General features: G+C 46.1%; 26 protein-coding genes and 4 pseudogenes. 29 read left to right on the top strand and 1 reads right to left on the bottom strand.

The window, feature by feature from the left end; genetic code table 11:
- Positions 1-3: 3 nt before the first annotated feature.
- The 3 genes from AACL31_RS04655 (at position 4) to AACL31_RS04645 (ending at position 3610) form a co-directional block, all read left to right on the top strand.
- Entirely contained in the window at positions 4-2166 is a 2163-nt protein-coding gene (locus AACL31_RS04655; protein ID WP_339053785.1) for an AAA family ATPase, read from the top strand.
- A 327-nt stretch (positions 2167-2493) separates the two neighbouring features.
- Positions 2494-2925, top strand: a complete 432-nt coding sequence (locus tag AACL31_RS04650; RefSeq protein ID WP_310513603.1) for an antiterminator Q family protein — start codon at positions 2494-2496, stop codon at positions 2923-2925.
- A 115-nt stretch (positions 2926-3040) separates the two neighbouring features.
- On the top strand, positions 3041-3610 hold the full coding sequence (locus tag AACL31_RS04645; protein ID WP_339053350.1) for a hypothetical protein: 570 nt from the start codon (positions 3041-3043) through the stop codon (positions 3608-3610).
- Here AACL31_RS04645 and AACL31_RS04640 read toward each other — a convergent pair.
- The gene (locus AACL31_RS04640; RefSeq protein ID WP_339053351.1) at positions 3591-3740 is read right to left on the bottom strand and encodes a hypothetical protein; all 150 of its coding nucleotides are present in this window, start codon (positions 3738-3740) and stop codon (positions 3591-3593) included. The genes AACL31_RS04645 and AACL31_RS04640 overlap by 20 nt on opposite strands.
- A gap of 200 nt (positions 3741-3940) precedes the next feature.
- Between AACL31_RS04640 and AACL31_RS04635 the strand changes: the two genes are divergently transcribed.
- The 26 genes and pseudogenes from AACL31_RS04635 (at position 3941) to AACL31_RS04520 (ending at position 21196) form a co-directional block, all read left to right on the top strand.
- On the top strand, positions 3941-4162 hold the full coding sequence (locus AACL31_RS04635; RefSeq protein ID WP_339053784.1) for a phage holin family protein: 222 nt from the start codon (positions 3941-3943) through the stop codon (positions 4160-4162).
- The gene (locus AACL31_RS04630; protein ID WP_339053638.1) at positions 4122-4604 is read left to right on the top strand and encodes a lysozyme; all 483 of its coding nucleotides are present in this window, start codon (positions 4122-4124) and stop codon (positions 4602-4604) included. The genes AACL31_RS04635 and AACL31_RS04630 overlap by 41 nt, the downstream gene beginning before the upstream one ends.
- Positions 4574-4954 carry a hypothetical protein gene (locus tag AACL31_RS04625; RefSeq protein WP_339053696.1) on the top strand — a complete coding sequence of 127 codons (381 nt, stop codon included), beginning with the start codon at positions 4574-4576 and terminating at the stop codon, positions 4952-4954. The genes AACL31_RS04630 and AACL31_RS04625 overlap by 31 nt, the downstream gene beginning before the upstream one ends.
- A complete protein-coding gene (gene lysC / locus AACL31_RS20925) occupies positions 4869-5096 on the top strand; it encodes an Rz1-like lysis system protein LysC (RefSeq protein ID WP_422389257.1) in 228 nt (75 codons plus the stop codon). Before AACL31_RS04625 ends, lysC begins: the two co-directional genes overlap by 86 nt.
- A complete protein-coding gene (locus AACL31_RS20920) occupies positions 5086-5151 on the top strand; it encodes a hypothetical protein (RefSeq protein WP_409014156.1) in 66 nt (21 codons plus the stop codon). Before lysC ends, AACL31_RS20920 begins: the two co-directional genes overlap by 11 nt.
- Positions 5152-5220: 69 nt before the next feature.
- Entirely contained in the window at positions 5221-5694 is a 474-nt protein-coding gene (locus AACL31_RS04620) for a DUF2280 domain-containing protein (protein WP_310513533.1), read from the top strand.
- A gap of 163 nt (positions 5695-5857) precedes the next feature.
- Positions 5858-7480 carry a TerL protein gene (locus tag AACL31_RS04615; RefSeq protein ID WP_310513534.1) on the top strand — a complete coding sequence of 541 codons (1623 nt, stop codon included), beginning with the start codon at positions 5858-5860 and terminating at the stop codon, positions 7478-7480.
- Positions 7477-7755: pseudogene (locus tag AACL31_RS04610) on the top strand (hypothetical protein); the annotation flags it as partial. The gene AACL31_RS04615 and the pseudogene AACL31_RS04610, both read left to right, overlap by 4 nt.
- An 85-nt stretch (positions 7756-7840) precedes the next feature.
- Positions 7841-9046 (top strand): IS91 family transposase, encoded by a 1206-nt coding sequence (locus tag AACL31_RS04605; protein WP_339053442.1) that lies wholly within the window; start codon positions 7841-7843, stop codon positions 9044-9046.
- A gap of 100 nt (positions 9047-9146) precedes the next feature.
- Positions 9147-10321, top strand: a pseudogene (locus AACL31_RS04600) (DUF1073 domain-containing protein); the annotation flags it as partial.
- Complete coding sequence (locus tag AACL31_RS04595; RefSeq protein WP_339053783.1) at positions 10230-10985, top strand: phage minor head protein; 756 nt, start codon at positions 10230-10232, stop codon at positions 10983-10985. The pseudogene AACL31_RS04600 and the gene AACL31_RS04595, both read left to right, overlap by 92 nt.
- 5 nt (positions 10986-10990) lie before the next feature.
- The gene (locus AACL31_RS04590) at positions 10991-12202 is read left to right on the top strand and encodes a DUF2213 domain-containing protein (protein WP_339053782.1); all 1212 of its coding nucleotides are present in this window, start codon (positions 10991-10993) and stop codon (positions 12200-12202) included.
- A 2-nt stretch (positions 12203-12204) separates the two neighbouring features.
- A pseudogene (locus tag AACL31_RS04585) lies at positions 12205-12722 on the top strand (structural cement protein Gp24).
- Positions 12723-12732: 10 nt separating this feature from the next.
- The gene (locus AACL31_RS04580; protein WP_339053357.1) at positions 12733-13674 is read left to right on the top strand and encodes a DUF2184 domain-containing protein; all 942 of its coding nucleotides are present in this window, start codon (positions 12733-12735) and stop codon (positions 13672-13674) included.
- Positions 13675-13709: 35 nt separating this feature from the next.
- Positions 13710-13982, top strand: a complete 273-nt coding sequence (locus AACL31_RS04575; RefSeq protein WP_339053699.1) for an STY1053 family phage-associated protein — start codon at positions 13710-13712, stop codon at positions 13980-13982.
- Positions 13933-14343: a DUF4054 domain-containing protein gene (locus AACL31_RS04570; protein WP_339053486.1), complete on the top strand. Its 411-nt coding sequence runs from the start codon at positions 13933-13935 to the stop codon at positions 14341-14343. The genes AACL31_RS04575 and AACL31_RS04570 overlap by 50 nt, the downstream gene beginning before the upstream one ends.
- Positions 14340-14888, top strand: coding sequence for a hypothetical protein (locus tag AACL31_RS04565; RefSeq protein ID WP_339053360.1), 549 nt, complete (start codon positions 14340-14342; stop codon positions 14886-14888). The genes AACL31_RS04570 and AACL31_RS04565 overlap by 4 nt, the downstream gene beginning before the upstream one ends.
- Complete coding sequence (locus AACL31_RS04560; protein ID WP_339053485.1) at positions 14875-15264, top strand: head-tail adaptor; 390 nt, start codon at positions 14875-14877, stop codon at positions 15262-15264. The genes AACL31_RS04565 and AACL31_RS04560 overlap by 14 nt, the downstream gene beginning before the upstream one ends.
- A complete protein-coding gene (locus tag AACL31_RS04555; protein WP_339053362.1) occupies positions 15254-15805 on the top strand; it encodes a phage neck terminator protein in 552 nt (183 codons plus the stop codon). The genes AACL31_RS04560 and AACL31_RS04555 overlap by 11 nt, the downstream gene beginning before the upstream one ends.
- Positions 15805-17318 (top strand): annotated as a pseudogene (locus tag AACL31_RS04550) (DUF3383 domain-containing protein). The gene AACL31_RS04555 and the pseudogene AACL31_RS04550 overlap by 1 nt, the downstream one beginning before the upstream one ends.
- A gap of 9 nt (positions 17319-17327) precedes the next feature.
- A complete protein-coding gene (locus AACL31_RS04545) occupies positions 17328-17768 on the top strand; it encodes a phage structural protein (RefSeq protein WP_339053095.1) in 441 nt (146 codons plus the stop codon).
- Positions 17768-18178 (top strand): phage tail assembly chaperone, encoded by a 411-nt coding sequence (locus AACL31_RS04540; protein WP_339053115.1) that lies wholly within the window; start codon positions 17768-17770, stop codon positions 18176-18178. Before AACL31_RS04545 ends, AACL31_RS04540 begins: the two co-directional genes overlap by 1 nt.
- Positions 18179-18189: 11 nt before the next feature.
- A complete protein-coding gene (locus AACL31_RS04535; RefSeq protein WP_310509987.1) occupies positions 18190-18369 on the top strand; it encodes a DUF6889 family protein in 180 nt (59 codons plus the stop codon).
- Complete coding sequence (locus AACL31_RS04530; protein WP_339053781.1) at positions 18356-20323, top strand: lytic transglycosylase catalytic; 1968 nt, start codon at positions 18356-18358, stop codon at positions 20321-20323. Before AACL31_RS04535 ends, AACL31_RS04530 begins: the two co-directional genes overlap by 14 nt.
- The gene (locus tag AACL31_RS04525; protein WP_339053117.1) at positions 20323-20907 is read left to right on the top strand and encodes a phage baseplate protein; all 585 of its coding nucleotides are present in this window, start codon (positions 20323-20325) and stop codon (positions 20905-20907) included. Before AACL31_RS04530 ends, AACL31_RS04525 begins: the two co-directional genes overlap by 1 nt.
- Complete coding sequence (locus AACL31_RS04520; protein WP_339053118.1) at positions 20897-21196, top strand: phage baseplate plug family protein; 300 nt, start codon at positions 20897-20899, stop codon at positions 21194-21196. The genes AACL31_RS04525 and AACL31_RS04520 overlap by 11 nt, the downstream gene beginning before the upstream one ends.
- Positions 21197-21201 lie beyond the last annotated feature (5 nt).

The following is a 21201-nucleotide window of genomic DNA, read 5'->3' as shown; positions in this document are numbered from 1 at the left end:
CCCATGCAAATCAATTATTCCGTCGGGCGTAGTGTTACTGATCAGCGCCCGAGTCCTGCTGTTGCTGGCTCTTTTGCTGAGTATCAGCAGGCGATAAAAAAATTAACCAAACATATTAATATTAGTCCCTCCGATCCAAAAGCGGTTTTCGACAAAAAGAAAAAAGCGCTTAATTATATCTGGGGTGCGATGAAAAATGTCAAGAAAGGGCGTAATGCGCTTAATGCGGGTAACCGCAGCGTGTTATGGCTTGACATGGATGGTTGTGCCTTAGACGCGTGGGAAATGCTTACAGGCATTCTCGGATTTTATCAATGTTTTGCCTATACCACTGCCAGTCATGAACATCCCGTTGTGCAGGGTGAGCAACGCTGGCGTATTGGTTTTTTGTTATCTCGTGAGGTGACTGCCTCCGAATATGCACAACTAGGACCACGGATTGAGCAGGAGTTGATGGATTGTTTCGAATTGCTCAGTGATCTGGCGATCAAGTGGGATCGCTCTGTCTATGAGCCTTCGCATATGGTTTTTGCTCCTCATGAAGGCGCTAAGTACCAAAGTTTTGAAGGTACCGTGGTTGATGTGGATACGCTTTTAGCCTCCGATAATACGCCTGTTATTGAGCATATCGATGTGCCTAAATCCGATAATGACGATCTAACCCGTCTAGTCGATTTGCAAAATATTAATGATCAGACGTTCGAAGATTTACGTTCCGCACTATGGTATCCGAAAATGATAAACCAGGCGGAGAATTACCCTTCATGGGTGGATATGGGCAATCGCCTCGCCTGGTTTAAAGACACACCCTTTGAGGAGGAAGCTAAAAAGATGTGGCTTGATTGGTCTTCGGCCGCCGATAAAGGAAACTTATCCGCCGCAGAAGCCAAATGGCCTGAACTACGCGCCGAAAGAACAGGCTATCAAGCAATATTCAGTTTAGCGCAAAAAGCAGGATGGGTAAATCCCGGGGCAGCGCGATTGAAAACGGGGGTTGCCAGTGAGATTGAATTACCTGTATCGCAACCGCATTTAGGCGGTTACGGAACCCCTGGAAAATTTATTGTTGAGGGGCTTATTCCTGTGGGTGTGACGGCGATTTATGGCGCTTCTTCTACCTTTAAATCCTATACCGCCTTGTCTATTAGCTTGCGCGTTGCCCTGATGAAACACCGTTGGGCGGGAAGGAACATAAAGGGCGGTTCTGTTCTCTATATTGCCGCAGAAGGTGGAAGCTCGATTTCGCCACGGGTAGGCGTATGGGCAGATAAATATAATAATGGTAACCCTATCAAAAACTTTTACACGTTACCGCGTGCGGTTGATTTAGCAGAGCCAAAGGTGGTTAATGGTGTATTGAAAGAAATTAAGCGTATAAAAGATGTAACCGGAGAGCCGGTACGTATGGTTGTGGTGGATACGTTATCGCAGTCGATGAACTCCGGTGATGAAAATAGTGCTGGGGATATGGCTAAATTTCTGGCGGGCGCAACCAGAGTTGCTTCAGAAATTGAAGCAGCGGTAGTTTTCATCCACCACACAGGGAAAGACAGTAATAAAGGGATGCGTGGCTCTTCTGCGGCTTTTGCAAACGTCGACTCGGTTATTAAGGTAGAGCTAGTGGGTGAGTCCGTTAACCTTATCAATGAGAAACAGCGTACTGGCCCCACCCAACCGACTAAAAGCTATCACGTCCCTACGGTACCACTACCCGATTACGTTATTGAGCAAAACGAAAGCGTTAATAACGACTATACCAGTACAGAAGGAGAGATCTACGAGCCGGTACGTTTAACAACCGAACGTGTGTTTGAAGATGTTCCTTTCGCTGAAATTATCACCACTTTTGATGATGAAAGCAAGCCCACAAAGCGTGATACACATGAAGCTTGGGTTTGGGAGCAATTAGACAGTGCAGGCGGACGTATTGAACGGGCAGTACTACGAGAAAGATGGAAAGATTTAGGTATGGAATCAAATATTCTGCGAACGGTTATCTCAAGAATGAAAAAGTCGCAAGGTGTTTCTGAGTCGTCTGATGGCATTATTTATGATTCGATACTAGCACTCGAACGTGAAAACGACCAAAAAGATGAGCGGAAAAATTTTCACAGTTTGCAAGAAAAACAAAAAAGCCAAAATCAACCAAGAGAAGAGATTATATAAATATGCAATTATTATACATAGATATGCAATTTTTAAGGTTAATTGGAAGTAAGGCGCAACATGAAGCGCAACAAAGCGCAACAAAAAATAATATCATTGATTTTAAAAGGTTTTTTAGCGCAACAAAGCGCAACATGACGGCTAGCGAGAAGGCGCAACACAATACCCCTCTCACCCCCTAAAGGGGGTGAGAGGGGTATTGTGTTGCGCCTGAGCCGTTCCGGTTTTATTCAGTTCAAATGAATATGCAAAACCTGAAATGCCTGAATTGAAGTTTAAACGCGAGCGGCAAAAACATTCCCGTTCACAACAGGAGCGACAAAGATCATGAGCAGAGACATCGAGAAAATACTACTCCACTGGGGCGGGTGGTGTGCGGGTAATCCGTATGCCGCGGTAAGTTGGTTGCCGGTGGCATCGGGCTTTGATCGCTTCATGCCGTTTACCGGGGCAAATCGTTTATCATGCAGTGATGCAGATGGGTTAGTGATTGATGTGTGCGTCAGTCGCCTTAACACGGTGGGGATGGCGAGAGAGCTGAATTACATCGAGGATTATTATATCCGTGGGATATCCAAGCGTGCTATCGCGCGAAAGTTTGCGGTACGAGAGGATGAGGTGCGAAAAAGAATGCAAATTGCGGAAGGCTTTATTTTGGGATGCTTAGAAACCCTTGATATTCAATTAGATATCGATGTGTTGTACAAATATCATACAAACAGTTATCAAACACTGGTGCGGCCGCAAAAGGTATGCTAAAGTGCCCATGATGAATTTTTGCGTCCAGCCGAAATGTACGCTGATAAATAAAACCTCGATTAAGTATTTTTTGCTCACCTCGCTTTTGCGAGGTTTTCTTTTTTGTGGGGTGGGGATGAACAAACTTCCAAGTGATTATTTCCTTGATGTGGATGATGACCTATTGGCATTTCTTGAAAAACAAGGTGAGGAGTGCGCTAAAGAAATTTACAAGTCGAATACGGTTAATATTGAAAACGCGTATAAATTGCTAAACATTTTGATAGTAGGCATTGGCTCCGCTTTCTTGCTCTTAACGCAAAAGCCAATTTTTGCGTATTTAACGATGGGTTTAGCTACCTTCCTGATGTGTTGGGTGCTCTGTGCAGGGTATCTGGTCTTGTTCTGCTTACGACCAAATATTAGAGGTGCTGTGTTTACTTCGCCAAACAGATTGTATACGCAACCTTACAAAGCCATTTGTGATACCGATTATAAAAATTTAGAAATCAAAGGGTTCAAAGCGCAAAGAAAACCCTTAACGCTCATACGGCGTTACCGGCTAATTGATTTATGTGCTACCGCAGATGAATTGATTGATATTAACATCAAAATTAGAAAACATTTAAATAGAGTGAGGATCGCAACAATCCTCACTCCAATATTATCAATGACAATATCTGCAATTACTTATTACTTTTTTTGATATTTTTCGCTGAATCCCCGACAACCATACGTTTTGTTGTGAAGTCTTTAGCACCTTGTTCTGGCGTGGTTTTTCCGGCGTTAGAAGATTGGGTGTTGTTTTCACTTGGTGATTGTTTTTGGTCAGACATAATTTTCCTTATTTTGACATTGGTTTATTTGACGATTTAACAATATCAAATACGGATATGTGCCGCCAGTCGCTTAACTGGCTTTATTTCGCTTTGGCATTTACGCCACCGCAATACTGACAAATCTAATAATCGAAACGAGTAAGGTGGTTGGCTCCCCTGTTTAATCCAAGCAATGGAACCCTCAACAAGGAGGGTATATGCGCATGCCTGAAAAATACTCAACCCCAACGGCCTATCTCTGGGGCATTATGACGACCATTTTAGGTTTTTTTACCCTTGGGGAGTGGGTGGCTATTGTCGGTATTGTCTGCACGATAGGGACATTTTTAATCAACGTGTACTACCGCAAAAAGGAGTACAAACTCAAGGAGCGTCAGTATGAAAATACCGAAAAAAATAGTGATGGCAACAGGCGGTAGTGCGTTGTTTCTAGCCTCAAGCATGATAACCCATTTTGAAGGGTTGAGACTCAAACCCTATTTCGATGGGGGTGGTGTGCTTTCCGTCTGTTACGGGCACACAGGCAACGATATTGAGCGTAACCGAACTTACACCAAAGAAGATTGCAACAAGTGGCTTGATGACGATTTGAAAGTGGTTAAACGTTATGTTGACCCGTTGATTAAGGTCAGTATCAATACGCTCACTCAGGCAGCCCTTTACTCATTTGCCTACAACGTGGGCGTCGGCAATTTTGCTAAATCCACCTTGCTTAAAAAGCTTAACACAAATGACCGAACGGGTGCTTGTGACGAGATGAAACGATGGGTTTATGTAAAAGGCGAAGTTTGGAAAGGGTTAATGACCCGTCGAGAAATAGAGAGCGTAATATGTTATGGCGACCTTACGCATTTGTCGTAGTGATTATTGCAGGACTAATCTTATGGGCATCTTGGTTGTTGACATCCTTAAACGAAGTCAGGGCATTAAATAAAAAACTCACTGTTGACCTCAATAAACAGGTAGCCATCACGACTAATGCTTTTCAGTCAATAAGGGTAATCAATGATATTGCACGAATTAATAGTGAAACCCGTCAGCGTAAAGCGGTTGACTCTGAAGCAACACAAGTAGCAATTAAAACGCATGTCGCCAATCGGGATTGCGCCAATCGCATTATCCCTAATGGTGCTGTTGTCGAGTTGCAGCAGCACACAAATCGAATACGTTCAGATTCCTCACATTCCGATACCCTCTCACCTACTCGCTGACTGCTTGCCGCCAGCGATTGCGGGTATGATGACATGGCGTGATAGCCTGATACTCAATGAGCAGTTACTGACAGTGATTGAACAGTGTAATCTTGACAAACAGGCAATAAAGCGAATTGAAGAGCAGAGAAATGATAGTTGAGAACGAAAAGCAGACAGAATATTTACAGCAGTACATCAAAACACAGTGTCAATAAATCAGTAAACGTGTTTTCGATTGAAATTAACCAGAATAAATTATATTAACTTAGTAGGAGGGGTAACCAATGGCGGCATTATCTCCAGAGGTTAAGGCCTTCATCGTGCAGTCGTTAGCCTGTTTCGATAGCCCAACTCAGGTGCTCAAACAGGTGAAACTGGAATTTGGATTAACGCTCACCGTACAACAGGTCTCTTCCTATGACCCCACAAAAGCGATTGGAAAAAGCCTTGGTCAAAAATGGGTTGATCTCTTTCACTTCACGCGAGAGCGATTCAAAAAAGAGATTAGTGATATTCCTATTGCCAATAAAGCGTATCGACTGCGTGTGTTAAACCGTATGGCGATTCGAACAGAGTCGATGGATAATTTTTTACTCACGGCGCAAATGATAGAGCAAGCAGCTAAAGAATGTGGTGACGCGTATACCAATAAACAGAAAATAGAACATTCAGGAACTTCACATAATCAGGTTGAATTAATCACGCATGAGATGACCCCCGAACAGGCGGCAGAAGCCTATAAAAAATTGATGGGGTAAAGGGCTAAAAATCGCTTACTTATTTTTACTAGAAATAATATTTAGATAAATATTATGTATTAATATCAATATACTACGTTAATTAATTTCCTGTTTTTATTTTTTATGTACGCAGTTATGTGCGATATATTTTTTTGACTCGCTTTTTTCTGGACAAATCCCTATGCCATTACCGTTCCCTTTTGACTTTAAAAAGCCGGATTATGTCCAGGTGTTTAAGTGGCGCGCGGAGCGACTACAACGTCTTCGGGAGCAGCCGGAAAGTTTTGAACTATTAACCCGATTTTACAAGGATAATCCCGCGCAGTTTATTATCGACTGGGGCATGACAACAGATCCGCGCAATATTGATTATGGACTACCGGTGACTATTCCTTTTTTGCTGTTCCCGAAACAGGAAGCCTGGATTGACTGGATAATGACCCGCTGGCGTGGGCGTGAAAATGGCATTACCGAAAAAAGCCGCGAAATGGGCTTAAGCTGGACGTCAATTGCGTTAGCCTGTGCGTTATGTCTCTTCAACAAGGAAATGGTGATTGGCTTTGGCTCCCGCAAAGAAGAGTACGTTGACAGCACCGGTGATCCGAAAGCGCTATTTTGGAAAGCGCGCAAGTTTGTGGAATCGTTACCTCAAGAGTTTAGGGGCGGTTGGGAAGCGAAAAAACACGCCCCCTACATGCGGGTCAATTTCCCAAACACAGGCGCCATTATCAAGGGTGAAGCAGGGGACAATATCGGACGGGGTGACCGCACGACACTCTATTTCGTCGATGAAGCCGCCTTTTTGCCCAGACCGTTACTGATTGATGCTGCCTTATCTCAAACCACCCGTTGCCGCATTGATTTGAGCTCGGTTAACGGCATGGCTAATCCGTTTGCCCAAAAACGTCATAGTGGCCGTATTCCGGTGTTTACCTTTCACTGGCGAAGTGACCCGCGCAAGGATGATGGATGGTACGAGAAAGAATGCCAGAAAATTGATAATCCGGTCATTGTGGCGCAAGAGTTGGATTTGAACTATCAGGCGTCGGTTGAAGGGGTGCTGATTCCGGCAGAGTGGGTACAAGCAGCAATTGATGCCCATACGAAACTTGGCATTAACCCAACCGGAATACGTCTAGGGGCCTTTGATGTGGCGGATGAGGGCAGAGACAAGAACGCCTTTTCTTGGCGGCATGGTTTTTTGCTTGAGGGTATCGAAGAGTGGTCAGGAAAAGGCAGCGATATTTTCGGCAGCGTTGAAACCGTTTTTCAGTTAGCGGATAAGTATCAGCTTGAGAGTTTTCGCTTTGATGAGGATGGGTTAGGTGCGGGCGTAAGAGGGGATGCGCGAATTATCAATGACCAGCGCAGACAAAGAAGAGCCGTACGTATTGACGCCGTGCCGTTTCGCGGCAGTGGCGGGGTGTTTGACCCAGACAAAGAAGCGATCGCCGGATTTGACGGCCAGAATGCGCGATTAAACAAGGATTTTTTTGCCAATGCCAAAGCGCAAAGTTGGTGGCATTTACGCAAACGCTTCCAAAATGTTTACCGAGCGGTAGTCGAAAAACAACCCTTCAAACCGGATGAACTGATTGCCATTAATGGCGCAATGCGACTCAAAGACAAACTCATCGTTGAATTATCGCAGCCAACCTATTCCATTAACGCGGTGGGAAAAATCGTAATAGATAAACAACCCGATGGGACAAAGTCACCCAATCTAGCCGATTCAGTGATGATCAACTTTGCCCCAATGAACACGGCACTTGAAATCTGGACACTACTGGGTAGAAGCGCATGACAAAAAAGAAAAAATCACACTCTCAAAAAACGGCTGACGGGTATGAGAATTTTACCGCCCGTGTCGGGATGCAAACCCCCAATCAACATGCGGATTCAACTTATCGCCCTGACTGGACAAGTCGAAACCGGTTATTACTCGAATATGCTTATCGCTCATCGTGGATCATTGGTGCGGCGGTCTATACCGTCGCCGATGATATGACCCGAAAAGGTGTTCGCATTACTTCACAAATGGAGTCGAGCGACAAAGGGGAAATCGAATCTTTATTTGATGGACAGTAGCCCGCCTGCGTCGGGAGCTAAGACGCTGTAAGTAAATGGCTGTCCTTAGTAACCGCCTCCCGTTATAATCCGGTGTATGTATATTCCCCGACCCGCAAAACTTCTCTTCCAGATAGATGACGGCTGGAACCGGTTACTCATGAAATACGGCTCTTCCGTTCCCGAATGGACTAAACTGGTCGTCGAACGGATGCTCGCCTGTGGCACCGGTGCTATGGGTATCCGTCGTTATTGCTGCGACTCCCCTGACTGCCCGCACACCAAATATTTCTGTCAGAGCTGCAAAAGCAAAGGCTGCAGCGCCTGCGGGATGAAAGCCACCGAACAGTGGATAGCCGAGCAGCAACACATTTTGCCAGACTGCGAATGGCAGCACATCACTTTCACTATGCCTGATAAACTCTGGCCGGCATTTAATCACAACTGGCCATTACTGAATCAGTTGTTTGCCTGTGCCGCTCGAACCCTGCTGAAATGGGCAGAAAAACTCAATATCGAAATCGGGTTGTTTGTCGCCCTACATACTTACGGGCGTCAGCTTAACCAACACCCGCATATCCATTTATCGGTGACCCGCGGCGGATTATGCCGCAAACACGACGTCTGGCGACCGGTTTTCTTCAAAAAGAAAGTAGTAGAGCGGTACTGGCGCCGGGCTGTCATCGCGTTACTTCGAGAGAATTACGGCGGGCTGAATTTACCTGCTGCCGGCTATGTGCATATCCGCGACTACCGGGAATGGTGTCAGTTTCTGGAATCACAGTACCAGCGGCGCTGGAAAATTCACTTTGCGAAAAAAACCAAACATGCCCGACAAAATGTCAATTATCTTGGCCGTTACCTGAAACGCCCGCCGGTTGCAGCCTCAAAACTGCGTCATTATAACGGAGGCACTGTTGTCCATCATTACTATGATCACCGGACGGGAAAGCACCGCACCCAATATCTGAGCCAGGAAGCAATGTTGTTGCGCTACATCAGCCATATCCCGTCACAGCATTTTAAGATGGTGCGGTATTACGGCTTTCTGGCCAACCGGAAACGGGGGATTTTGCTGCCGAAAGTCTATGCGGCACTGGGTATGCAGGTGAAGAAAAAACCGCATAAACCGGGCTTTGCGTCGCTGATGAAACACTTTACGAATGTGGATCCGTATCAATGCATATTATGTGGGAGCCGGATGATTTTTAACAGCGTACAGGTGGGTATCAGAGCAGAAGTATTACTGGAAATGCGCCGTAAGATAGTCAAAAAGGCGCGATGGTTACGGAAAACCGCGTAGGGAAGATCTAACTAAATTCAATTTATTGTATAAAAAAACCTCTGGTTGACGAAAAGCCAGGCGACTACTTGATGGTGAAACTAGAGATCGGTCATCCGTATCAGCAATTAAGGTCAGAAAAAAAGAAATAATTAACATTCAATTTCCTAACCATGAACTGGAAATCTGGGAGAGTCTCAATAACGCGATCAAGTGGTCACGGCTTTACGGCGGCGCATTAGGGATTATTATGATAGAAGGGCAAGCGCTTTTACACCATTACGTATCGAGACGATAGGACAAGGTAAATTCAAAGGTATTTTACCGCTTGACCGTTGGCAGGTTAACCCGGATTTGAATCGTCGTATCAAAACGTTAAGCAAGGACCTAGGTAGACCAGAATTCTACGACATTGTGACCGTTGAGAACGGCATTCCCGCCTGGAAAGTGCATCATAGTCGATTAATCCGTTTTGATGGGGTGACACTCCCTTACCAGCAAGCCAAAACCGAGAATGAGTGGGGCATGTCGGTCATTGAACGTATTTTTGACCGGTTAACCGCCTTTGATAGCACCACAACCGGTATTGCGCAATTGGTGTATAAAGCGCATTTACGAACATTCAAAGTGAATAAGCTCCGTGAAATCATCGGTTTTGGCGGCAAGCCATACGAATCGCTGATGAAGCACATGGACATGATACGTCAGTACCAGAGCAACGAAGGGATGACGCTCATGGATACGGACGATGACTTTGAAACGCATAGCTATTCGTTTTCAGGATTAGATAACGTGCTGACGCGGTTTGCTGAACAGATTAGCGGAGCGACAGGTATTCCCTTAGTCCGGCTGTTTGGTCAATCCCCGTCAGGGTTCAATACTGGCGATGCCGATTTAGCCAATTACTACGACAATATCGCCACGCAACAATCAAGGCGATTAAAGCAACCGTTAAGGAAGCTATTTGAGATAGCGCATCAATCGGCATTAGGTAAACCCTTACCCGATGATTTTAGTTTTGCGTTTAATCCCCTTTGGCAAATGTCAGACATGGATAAGTCTACCGTCGCGGTTAACATGATTAATGCGCTCAATGCCGCACAGGATGGCGGCATGCTGTCAGTGAAAGCGGCCATGTCCTCGCTACGGGATTTGTCCGATGTTATCAGTATTGGCAGTACCATCACCGATGAGGATATCAATCATGCGGAAGACGAACCGCCGCCAAGGCTCAGTGCTGTCCACGCAGCGACGGTCAAAACGGGCGGAAACCCAATATCGAACGAGCCTGAGTAAGGTTGCCCGCGAAATTGGCGCTATTATCAACCAACGCTACGACGGTTCGAATGATTCAGTGCTGGACATTCAGCAAGCATTAGAGGATTACAGCGAACTTATCGAGAGTTGGGCAAGGCGGGTAGCGACAAAATTTGTCGACACGGTATCACAAGATAACGCGAAATTGTGGCAACAAAATAGCCATGAAATGAGCGGGGAACTCAAACAGTTAATTGCTCAAGCACCCGTGGGGCATGTCATGCAGTCTATTGTCCATGAGCAAATCAAGTACATTAAATCGCTGCCAATGGATGCCGCTGATAGAGTCTACGATATCCAAAACAGAGCGATTGAAGCGGTAGTGAACGCCGAAAGACCTGAACATTTTACCACAATGATAGCGCAATCCGGTCAGGTGGCGGCATCGCGGGCAAAGATGCTAGCCCGTACCGAACTAGGCCGAGCAACGCAAGCCTTAACTCAAGCGAGAGCATTGGCAATTGGCTCAACCGGCTATATTTGGCGTACCGCCCATGATGGTGATGTAAGGCCATCACACAAAAAACTGGAAGGTCAATTTATCGATTGGCACAACCCACCTACCCTGGATGGTATGACAGGGCACGCGGGCGCATTACCCAATTGCCGTTGCTACTGTGAAGTCTCTTTTTCTGACAGATAAAACCCATGAAATATTATTTTGAAACCCGTCTTGGTAACACCCGTTACCAGATGGCGGACGGCTCGCTATTGTGTAAAAACGTACCGATTGCCCGAACGGGCACGCAGGTTTATTCCGCCTTGGATTTGCCGAAGGTCAAACCGGATAGCCGCGGACAAATCCTGGTAGAAAGAGAGGAAAGTGACGTCTTTCGTCCCGAAACGCTGGCCTCGTTTGAAGGGATGAGTGTCACACTACTGCATCCCGAAGATGAAGAAGGCAATGTCATTTTTGTTGATACCGACAATTGGCGCGATTTGGCGCAGGGGCATGTACAAAATGTGAGGCGCGGAGAAGGTGAACAGGCGGATTTGATAATCGCGGATTTAATTATCAAAGATGCGCTCGCAATCGAGGAAATTAACAACGGCAACGACGAAGTCTCGTGTGGCTATGATGCGCAATACGAACAGATTGCGCCTGGCATCGCACGTCAGTATGAAATCGTTGGCAATCATGTCGCTCTGGTACCTAAAGGCAGAGCGGGAATACGATGTGCAATTGGAGACAGTATGTCAAACAAAACACAAACCTGGTTCAAACGGCTGCTAAGTGCCCATCGCACGAAAGACGCCGTGGCAATGGAATCAGTCCTAAATAATCCGCCTGAATCCCTCACCGGTGATGAAGGCACCGGCGAGTTACCGAAGGCGATTAATATTACTATCAGCCCTCAAACCCCGATGCCAGCCGAAAAACCCGAAGTCGAGACCCGTGATGAGGGGGTACCGGATTACATTCAGACTATTTTGACCCGGTTAGATGCTCTTGAGGGTAAAACCGCTGATAGTGGCGATAAACAGGAGGATAAAACAGCCGGTACCGTTGATGACGAGGAAAAAAACGAAAAGGCAGAAACCATTACCGGCGATGCGGCGTATAAAGCAGAGTTGATTATGCCAGGGATAGCCCTTTCAACACCAGTGAAACCCACGGCCTTTAAACGTCAGGTGTTAGCCAATGCAGACCAAACTATTGTTCGCTCTATTGTGGGAGATGCAGAAATTAACCGATTACCTAAGCGCACGGTGGATATGGCGTTTAATGCGGTCGCAGAACTTTCGAAAAACCGCAATACCGCCAATACCCCCACTATCGATTCAATCCGAAAATCCGGCAATACTATCGCCGATTTAAACAAGGCAAATGCCGAATTTTGGGCAACACGAGGGAAATAAAAATGATGAAACCTTATCTTTATCGGATGCCAGTGGGTATCGCCGGTGCTATCTCACGCTATCGGGATTTGACCACTGAACCTGTCTTGTTGAAATCTAAAGACGGTTTTCCCGCCTATGGATTAGCCGGGAAATATGACGGCGATTATTTTGTGCCGCTTGCCGAAGGTGATACCGCTGATGTTATCAAAGGCATCTATATTCGCCCTTATCCAACAACGCAAACGCAAGATTTTATTCAACAAGTCGGGAAAGATAAAAATTTCACCGGTGATGCGCTAAAGCGAGGCTATGTGATGGTGAATGTGGGTGTGGATAGCGAACAGGTTAAAAAAGGTGCCAAGGTCTATGTGCGAGTGGCAGGGGCAACGGATAAAAGCCCACTGGGTGCTATTTTAATTGCTGAAGAAAAAACGGGGTCAGGGGCGTCAGAAAACATAAATACCGTGATATTGGCTATGCGGAATTCACCGGACACGGTGATGCTGACGGCAACGTTGAAATATCGTACAAAATTTAAGGAATAACCCATGTTAACATTTGACCAGCGTACGATTGACTCAACCGGCGCTTTTTTGATTGGTGAGCTTGAGCGTTTAGACCAGACGATTAATCTCCCTTTGGTGCAATATACCTATAGTCGTGATATTCAGTTACGAGAAGATGTTTCAATTGCGGATGATATTTCAAGTTTTACCCGTACCGGATTTGCCGCCGCAGGGACAGGCGCCAATCCAAACGGTAAAAACTGGATAGGGAAGGATTCTACCGCGATCGCCGGCGTGAATATCGATATTCAAAAAGAAGGGTTCCCACTGCAACTTTGGGGGATGGAGCTTGGCTGGACGGTCGTCGAACTTGAAGCCGCAAGACAAATTGGTCGTCCGGTAGATTCGCAAAAATATGACGGTATGCGTCTGAAATGGAATATGGACATTGACGAGCAAGTCTATATTGGTGACACCGCAATGAATGTAAAAGGGTTGCTCAATCTTGATAATATCAAGACCAATAACGCTGCCAAAAAGTGGAGCGAATCAACCGCCGATGAAATTCGCGACAGCATCAATAAAATATTAAGCGATGCGTGGGCAGCATCGGCGTACTCGATGGTTCCCACAGATTTACTTATTCCACCTGAACAATTTGCATTGTTATCCACTATTTTGGTGTCTAGTGCGGGTAACCAGTCCTTACTGACTTACCTGAAAACCAATACCATTGCGTATCATCAAAACGGTATCCCGCTGAATATCCGGGCGGTAAAATGGTTAAAAGGCCGTGGGGTAGGTAATAAAGATAGAATGGTGGCCTATACCAACGAAAAGCAATATGTACGCTTTCCGATGGTGCCACTACAAAGTATTCCCATTCAATACCGCGGATTGTATCAACTGACCACCTATTATGGTCGTCTAGGTGCCGTCGAGCCCGTTTATCGGGAAACGCTAGCTTACTGTGATGGCATTTAAGTCCCTATATGAGGCTTTCTTTTTGGAGTCTATTTATGCGGATTCAAGTACACACACCCTTTACGCTTACCCATGAATCCGGCGAGCGAACCCATTTTGATGTCGGTATTCACGACGTAAGCAAAAGCACGGCAGAACATTGGTTTACCGAGGCGCATAGCATTGTGCTTACTCCCGTTAAAGCGTTAACCAAAGAAAACGGGCATACCAAGAAAAAAGCGAAGGGAAAAAAGGAAACTGAAAATAAAGAGGATATCGATGCGTCAACGGAACAAAAACCTGCCAACGGTACAACAATTTCGCAATGATTTTCCCCCGTTTAACGATGAGGTTAAATTTCCAGATGCGCAAATTCAGTTTCGTTTAAATTTAGCCGACAAATTCCTCAGTGAAAATGTGTCCGGTAGTGATGTTTTTCCTTACTGGGTGGGGTTATTTGTCGCGCATTACCTCACGCTTTATGCCATGGATTCGCGTTATTTACAGGCGGGCGGTGTTGGCGGTTCAAGTTCAGGGGTGGCAACATCCAAGTCGGTTGATAAGGTCAGCGTCAGTTACGATAACAGCATGACGCTAAACCCCAATGCCGGATTTTGGAATAACACCCGTTTTGGTGCGGAGTTTTACCAATGGGTGCTTATGTTTGGGGCTGGAGGCCGGCAATTATGAAAAGTGGCGTCACCTTACGTATTGACAACACGGGTAAATTGTTTGATGCCCTCGTTCAACTTGGTAAAAAAGAGGTACTGGTCGGTATTCCGGCTGAAAAGGGTGAACGCGAGGATATTCCCTTTAGCAATGCAGCGATTGGTTATCTCAACGAGTTTGGCTCACCGGCTAAAAACATTCCGGCAAGGCCACATTTAATACCGGGTATTCGTTCAGTGGAAACTAAAACCACCGCTGAATTGAAATCTGCCGCTAAAGCCATTTTGGATGATCAGCCGGATAAAGCAGAGCAAGCGTTAAATCGAGCAGGTCAGATCGCCGTTCAAGGCGTGCAAGCCGTCATTACTCAAAGCAAATTTGTGCCACTGGCGGACAGTACATTAGCTGCCAGAGCACGACGAGGACGTAAAGGCGCAGCGAAAGAGCTTGAGAATCGAAAAACCGGTTTACCGCCGGATAATACTAACGCGAGACCGCTGATTGACACCGGTATCTATCGTCGTTCAATTACCTATGTTGTGAGAAAGAAAAATGCCAATGCTTGATGTAACCGATGTGCTTTTTGATCCGGATTTTTGCGATACCTCGCTCACTTACACACGACGGGAAATTTTGATTGATGATGAAGGTATTACTTCGACAAAAGAAAGTACGTATCCTTTTTCAGGTGTAGTAACGGTGGATAGTTCAATTGAGGCACAAATAAGAACGTCTGGTCAACTGGTCAGTGGTCGAATATTGGTGGTGACCACCACCCGATTAATAGCCGGTGAAACCCATCATATTGGCGATATTGTCACCTATCAGGGTCGCAAATATCTGGTCAAATCCGTCGATCCTTACACCGCTTATGGTGCGGGATTTGTGCAGGCGCATTGTGAACTGATGCCGTTTGACGGAGGCATCGCTCATGAGCAATAACAGCAGTACGGAGGCGGGATGGCTAACGCCCTTTGATGATAATGCCCTGTATAATGAAGGCTTAAATCGTCTGTTAAGTCGTTGGGTTGGTGGCGTATCGGGGTTGCCCGCAAAACAGGTATTACCGCGTTGGCAGTCAAAGCCCGCGCCATTGCCATCCCCTGATACTAACTGGTGTGCCTTCGGTATCATTGATATTACCAGTGAGCCAAATCCCGCTTTGGTAAAACAAAGCGATGAATCGAGCGAACTTTGGCAGTACGAAACCTTAACCTGTATGGCTTCTTTCTACGGAAGAGAAGGTATGGTTTACGCCGCCCGATTTCGGGATGGCATTATGCTCAGTCAAAATAACGCCGAACTGAATAAGTCCAATCTTACCCTCGGTAGCCACAGCCAAATTACCGCGTTTCCTGAGCTTATCAACAATCAGTGGGTGAACCGGTTTGATATAACCGTTCATCTACGTCGCAAAGTGGTGCGTCGCTATCACATAAAATCAGTGACAGATGCCCACGTCACGTTTTTGGGAGACAAATAATGTCAACAGGTTTACCCGTTTCAAGGGTGGTTAAGGTCACGCTTGATATGTCACCGCGTGCCGCAAGTAGCCGTAATTTTGGTTCACTACTCATTTTAGGTGATTCACCCGTTATCGATCCGCTTGAGCGATTACGGGCGTATTCCAATATTGAGGAAGTCGCCAATGATTTTGGTACAACCGCACCCGAGTATCAGGCGGCTTCACTCTATTACCAGCAGTCACCAAAACCCGTCGATTTATACGTGGGACGCTGGGTAAAAGCAGCCTCACCCGCATTATTGCGCAGTGGCATTTTGTCCGAAGAAGAGACAAAAATTAACAATTTTAAGGCGATTACCGATGGCGCGATGAATATCAGTGTAAACGGAAGAACGGTTAAGTTAAGTGCCATTGATTTTTCGCAAGAAACCAATTTAAACGGTGTTGCCGCCCGAATTGGTGAAAAAATGAGCACGTCTACAATAACGTGGAATAATAACGATAGTCGATTTGTGATGACATCGAATACGGCAGATAAAACAAGCGCAGTGGGTTTTGCTTCCGCACCGGAATCAGGTACCGATTTATCGGCGTTGTTGAAACTAACCCAAGAGAGTGGCGCAACCCCTGTTTTAGGTATGGACGGTGAAACTATCGTTGATGCGGTTTCAACATTGGCGGATTTTTCGAGCGGCTGGTATGGACTGGTGGTAACCGCTGCGCTTTCTACCGATGAAGTGAAAGGTATCGCCAACTTTATTGGCGCGGCCGGAAGTTCCCGCGTTTTTGGGTTTACCACCCAAGATACCGCCGTACTGGATAGTACGAAAGCGGATGATATCGCTTCTGTTTTGAAAAAAGCGAAATATCAACGGGTCTTTACACAATATTCTTCATCAACCCCCTATGCAGCAGCCTCTGCTTTTGGACGGGCGTTTTCAGTGAATTTCAACGGCAATAACACCACGATCACCCTCAAATTTAAACAGGAACCGGGTGTTAAAGCGGAGACGTTGACTACGTCACAGGCGAATACGCTGGCGGCCAAAAACTGCAACGTGTTTGTCAATTACGATAACGACACCGCCATTATACAAAAAGGCGTGATGGCCAATGGTGATTTTTTATACAAGAAGGCGTGATGGCCAATGGTGATTTTTTCGATGAACGCCATGGGCTGGACTGGTTGCAAAACTTTGTGCAAACCAATCTGTATAATCTTTTGTATACCAGCCCCACCAAAGTCCCTCAAACGGAGCAAGGCAGCACGCAGCTTCTGACCAATGTTGAGCAATCGTTAGCGCAGGTGGTCACTAATGGGCTACTGGCACCGGGGGTATGGAACGGTGGCAGTATAGGTCAATTAACAAGCGGGGATACGCTCACCAAAGGATATTACGTTTATATTCAACCGCTGGCAGAGCAGGCGCAATCTGAGCGCGAAAAACGCAAGGCACCGCCGATTCAGGTTGCCTGTAAGTTAGCGGGTGCCGTGCATTTCGCGGATGTCTTAATCACCATTGTTCGATAAGGAGAGAAAATGGCCGCTTATAGTTTTGCTGATGTTTCCGCCACGCTAACCGGCCCCACGGGGGTGATAGATTTGGGCTCTGGCTCGGCGAACTCGGAAGAAGGAATAGTGGTGACAATGACCGAAGCCAAAAACACCATGACCATTGGTGCTGATGGTGAAGGGATGCATACCCGACATGGCGGAAAATCCGGCACCGTTACGGTCAGTCTGATTAAAGCCTCACCGGTTAACAAAAAACTGATGATCGCCTATAACGCGCAAAGCGTGTCATCTACCCTTTGGGGTAATAACGTGATTGTGATCCGTAATCCGGTATCTGGCGATATGATCACCGCGCGCAGTTGTGCGTTTCAAAAAATACCGGATTTGCAAAATGCAAAAGAGGCGAATGTTTTAGCCTGGGTCTTTGACTGCATTAAGATCGACGCCTTATTAGGAGAATTCTAGTGGAAATTGAAATTAACGGTCATGAATATCGAAGTCAAAAACTCAATGTGTTTGACCAGCTTAAGGTGACGCGAAAGTTATTGCCGGTGTTATCCGGTTTAACGGGTGAACTGCAAAAATTACAGCAAGGGGAAATGCCAATGGCAGCGGTGTTACCCATTATGGCAAATTCCATTGCCCAAATGAGCGATGAAGACTGTAACGCGATTTTGCACCCTTGTTTAGCCGTGGTTTCACGCAAAAATGCCAAGGCATGGACGCCGATTTTTCGCCAGGGCGAATTGATGTTTGATGATATTGACTTAAAAACCCTGCTTGAGATTGTGGCGCAGGTGATTGGAGATTCCCTCGGTAATTTTTTTCACGCACCCCAAGGCGACGAGACAGCCAGCCTCCTGTCGCAGGATTAACCCTGGATTCAATGCCGGATGGTAAAGACTTTTTACGCCTTCCTGTTAAGTATGGGTACATAAAATTCGACAAATTAAAAGATGGTTCAATCGATTTGGCAGATTTAGCAGAAATGAATGAGTGGATAGATATCGAACAGGATAACGAAGCGCGAATTGCGCGTTGGAGAAATCGCCATGGCGAATGCTGAAACGTTGCAAGATTTTCTCATCAGCTTAGGTTTTAAGGTTGATGACAGTGGCCTGCGAAAATTTCAGTCCGTTGTTACGGGGGTGAGTGCCAATGTTATCAAACTAGGTGCGTCGGTTGAGGGGGCAGCGCTTGCCGTCGTGGGATTTATCACACAAATTGCCGCCGGTCTTGATAAGATGTACTGGGCGTCACAGCGTACAGGCGCTAGTGTTAACGGCATGAAAGCATTAGGGTATGCCGCCAGTCTCACCGGCAGTAGCTCAGAAGCGGCAAGAGGTTCACTTGAAAATCTGGCACGATTTTTGAGAAACAGTCCGGGTGCTGAGGGGTTTTTAAATCGTCTTGGGGTGCAGACCCGTGATGCCAATGGCAATTTGCAGGATATGAGCGCTATTTTTACCCGTGTGGGGAATAAACTGGCCTCAATGCCCTATTACCGCGCCAATCAATATGCCCAACTGTTAGGTATTGATGAAAATACGCTAATGGCCATGCGTAGAGGGTTGAACAAATTTTCTGCTGATTACCAGCGTATGCTTAAACAAACCGGATTTAACGCAGACGTTGCTGCCAAACAGTCCAACCAGTTTATGACCTCGATGAAAGGATTGACCGGGTTATTTGGTATTTTACGCGATAAAGTCGGATCAAACCTAGCAGGGGGGTTGACTAAAGAGATAGACAATCTGCGCAAAAGACTGCTGGATAATTTTCCTAAAATTGAGAGAGTATTAACCCGTCTCATTAGTGGCATTATTCGAGCCGGTGAAATGGTGGGGCGCGTTATCTGGCGAATGAGTCAGGCGATCGAGCAGATTTTTGACTGGTGGCGCAATTTAGACGGAAAATCTAAAAAACTCATCACTACCTTTAGCGGATTGGCAGTGGCTATCTGGGGGCTCAATCGGGCATTCTTTGCTTCGCCCATCGGGATTATCACCGGTCTTATCGCGGCCTTATTGTTACTTTGGGAAGACTACCAGACGTGGAAAGAAGGTGGAAAATCCTTTATCAACTGGTCTAAGTGGGAAGGTGAAATCAACCAGGCAAAAGCGGCATTTAAATGGTTAGGTGAAAAATTAACGGGATTGGTTGACCTGGTGGGTGGATGGAAAAATGCACTTGAAATCTTAGCAATCTTTATTGCGGGCGCGTGGGTAAGTAAGGTATTGGGCGCTTTTAGTAAAATAGCGAAGTTACCTATCCCACCTTGGCTGAAATTGTGGAGTCTCTATGCGGGGTATCTGATTTCAGATAAAGATAATATTAGTGATAGCGCAAGCGCATCATGGGATTACAACACCCGTCAAGTCAAACGTGCGATCGGTAACGGTTTGCGTTTTTTTGGTATTGATAATGACTGGGCAAACAAAAATCAAGGCAGCAATATACCGGATAATATCGCTGATGTGCCTACCGGCGATATTCCACGGGGTATTCGTAATAACAATCCGGGTAATTTGAATTTTGTTGGACAACGCGGTGCAGTACGTGAATCACCTAACGGAAGATTCGCCAAATTCAATACCGCATTTGAGGGCTTACAAGCACTTTCTTCACAGCTTAATCGCTACGCTGAAAGGGGATTAAATACCGTTGAAAAAATTATTAGCACCTGGGCTCCCGCCAGTGAAAATAATACTCGTGCCTACATTGATAAAATATCCGGTAAATTAGGGGTTTCCCCTGACACCGTGTTGAATCTGTCCAATCCGACGGTCATGACATCGCTCATGTCTGGCATCGTTGAGCACGAAAATGGCAGACAGCCGTATAGTCAGGCAATGCTCTATCATGCCGCAAATGCGGGTATGCGAAATAATATTGACCAGAATATCACGATCAATGTTGAAGGCGCATTAGACCCCCACGCTACCGCCAATGCGATTGCCGATAAACAAACGGGCGTTAACGCCAGACTGATTGGACAATTAACCCAGCGAGCCTACTGATGGATATCCTTTCTACGCTTTTTTCACAACGATCGCGCAAAATCGGTTTGCTGGTGCCGGATGTCATTATCTCAGAAAAACATCACGACACCCTTGAAATCACAGAACATCCGGTTGAACTGGGCGCGGAAATTGCCGATCACGCTTACAAACGTCCGGCGGAAGTGACCATGGAGGTGGGTTTTTCAAGTGGTGGATCTCTACTGGATTTTTGGGACACGGCAAAAGTGGCTATTCGCGCAGGGTTAAGCGCACCGGAAATCTACCAGCAAATTTTAGCGCTTCAAGCCAGCCGTCAACCGTTTGATGTCATAACAGGTAAGCGCAAGTATAAGAATATGCTCATTCGCGCTATCGAGGTGACCACGGATAAGCACACAGAAACCGTGTTGATGGCGATATTAACCTTGCGGGAGCTTAACATCACCCAAACCCAAACGGTTAATATCAAATCTACCGATGCAAAAAATATGCGGGAAGGGAATACAACGAGTGGCGTGAGTAATACCGGTATGAAAACGCCAAAACCCGTTGATAATCGCAGCCTATTACAGCGAGGAGCCGCATTTTTCAATGGAAATTAACGAAATACCGCTTACCCCCACCAACCAGCAATTTACGATTAAGCTATCTGATACTGTTTGGCAGTTTCGCCTTATCTGGCGTGATAGTGCGGGCTGGGTGCTGGATATGCTCACGGTTGACAATCAACCGGTGATACAGGGTATTCCGCTGATCGTGGGTGAAAATCTACTGGCTCAATATAGTCACCTTATCAGTAAAGGAAATCTCGTTTTGCTATCAGATGAAGAAAGCGATATCAACGCGGATACGTTGGGCGCAACCGTAAAATTATACTGGATCACGGACTGATTGTT

The sequence above is a fragment of the Arsenophonus endosymbiont of Crataerina pallida genome (genome assembly GCF_964020125.1).
GTDB lineage: Bacteria > Pseudomonadota > Gammaproteobacteria > Enterobacterales > Enterobacteriaceae > Arsenophonus > Arsenophonus nilaparvatae.
This window is presented reverse-complemented; position numbering and strand designations above follow the sequence as displayed.

Excerpts from the sequence above, each read along its gene's own strand:
- AACL31_RS04655 (WP_339053785.1), top strand. The coding sequence starts at position 4 with ATGCAAATCAATTATTCCGTCGGGCGTAGTGTTACTGATCAGCGCCCG.
- AACL31_RS04650 (WP_310513603.1), top strand. The coding sequence starts at position 2,494 with ATGAGCAGAGACATCGAGAAAATACTACTCCACTGGGGCGGGTGGTGT.
- AACL31_RS04645 (WP_339053350.1), top strand. The coding sequence starts at position 3,041 with ATGAACAAACTTCCAAGTGATTATTTCCTTGATGTGGATGATGACCTA.
- AACL31_RS04640 (WP_339053351.1), bottom strand. The coding sequence starts at position 3,740 with ATGTCTGACCAAAAACAATCACCAAGTGAAAACAACACCCAATCTTCT.
- AACL31_RS04635 (WP_339053784.1), top strand. The coding sequence starts at position 3,941 with ATGCGCATGCCTGAAAAATACTCAACCCCAACGGCCTATCTCTGGGGC.
- AACL31_RS04630 (WP_339053638.1), top strand. The coding sequence starts at position 4,122 with ATGAAAATACCGAAAAAAATAGTGATGGCAACAGGCGGTAGTGCGTTG.
- AACL31_RS04625 (WP_339053696.1), top strand. The coding sequence starts at position 4,574 with ATGTTATGGCGACCTTACGCATTTGTCGTAGTGATTATTGCAGGACTA.
- lysC (WP_422389257.1), top strand. The coding sequence starts at position 4,869 with ATGGTGCTGTTGTCGAGTTGCAGCAGCACACAAATCGAATACGTTCAG.
- AACL31_RS04620 (WP_310513533.1), top strand. The coding sequence starts at position 5,221 with ATGGCGGCATTATCTCCAGAGGTTAAGGCCTTCATCGTGCAGTCGTTA.
- AACL31_RS04615 (WP_310513534.1), top strand. The coding sequence starts at position 5,858 with ATGCCATTACCGTTCCCTTTTGACTTTAAAAAGCCGGATTATGTCCAG.
- AACL31_RS04605 (WP_339053442.1), top strand. The coding sequence starts at position 7,841 with ATGTATATTCCCCGACCCGCAAAACTTCTCTTCCAGATAGATGACGGC.
- AACL31_RS04595 (WP_339053783.1), top strand. The coding sequence starts at position 10,230 with ATGCGGAAGACGAACCGCCGCCAAGGCTCAGTGCTGTCCACGCAGCGA.
- AACL31_RS04590 (WP_339053782.1), top strand. The coding sequence starts at position 10,991 with ATGAAATATTATTTTGAAACCCGTCTTGGTAACACCCGTTACCAGATG.
- AACL31_RS04580 (WP_339053357.1), top strand. The coding sequence starts at position 12,733 with ATGTTAACATTTGACCAGCGTACGATTGACTCAACCGGCGCTTTTTTG.
- AACL31_RS04575 (WP_339053699.1), top strand. The coding sequence starts at position 13,710 with ATGCGGATTCAAGTACACACACCCTTTACGCTTACCCATGAATCCGGC.
- AACL31_RS04570 (WP_339053486.1), top strand. The coding sequence starts at position 13,933 with ATGCGTCAACGGAACAAAAACCTGCCAACGGTACAACAATTTCGCAAT.
- AACL31_RS04565 (WP_339053360.1), top strand. The coding sequence starts at position 14,340 with ATGAAAAGTGGCGTCACCTTACGTATTGACAACACGGGTAAATTGTTT.
- AACL31_RS04560 (WP_339053485.1), top strand. The coding sequence starts at position 14,875 with ATGCCAATGCTTGATGTAACCGATGTGCTTTTTGATCCGGATTTTTGC.
- AACL31_RS04555 (WP_339053362.1), top strand. The coding sequence starts at position 15,254 with ATGAGCAATAACAGCAGTACGGAGGCGGGATGGCTAACGCCCTTTGAT.
- AACL31_RS04545 (WP_339053095.1), top strand. The coding sequence starts at position 17,328 with ATGGCCGCTTATAGTTTTGCTGATGTTTCCGCCACGCTAACCGGCCCC.
- AACL31_RS04535 (WP_310509987.1), top strand. The coding sequence starts at position 18,190 with ATGCCGGATGGTAAAGACTTTTTACGCCTTCCTGTTAAGTATGGGTAC.
- AACL31_RS04530 (WP_339053781.1), top strand. The coding sequence starts at position 18,356 with ATGGCGAATGCTGAAACGTTGCAAGATTTTCTCATCAGCTTAGGTTTT.
- AACL31_RS04525 (WP_339053117.1), top strand. The coding sequence starts at position 20,323 with ATGGATATCCTTTCTACGCTTTTTTCACAACGATCGCGCAAAATCGGT.
- AACL31_RS04520 (WP_339053118.1), top strand. The coding sequence starts at position 20,897 with ATGGAAATTAACGAAATACCGCTTACCCCCACCAACCAGCAATTTACG.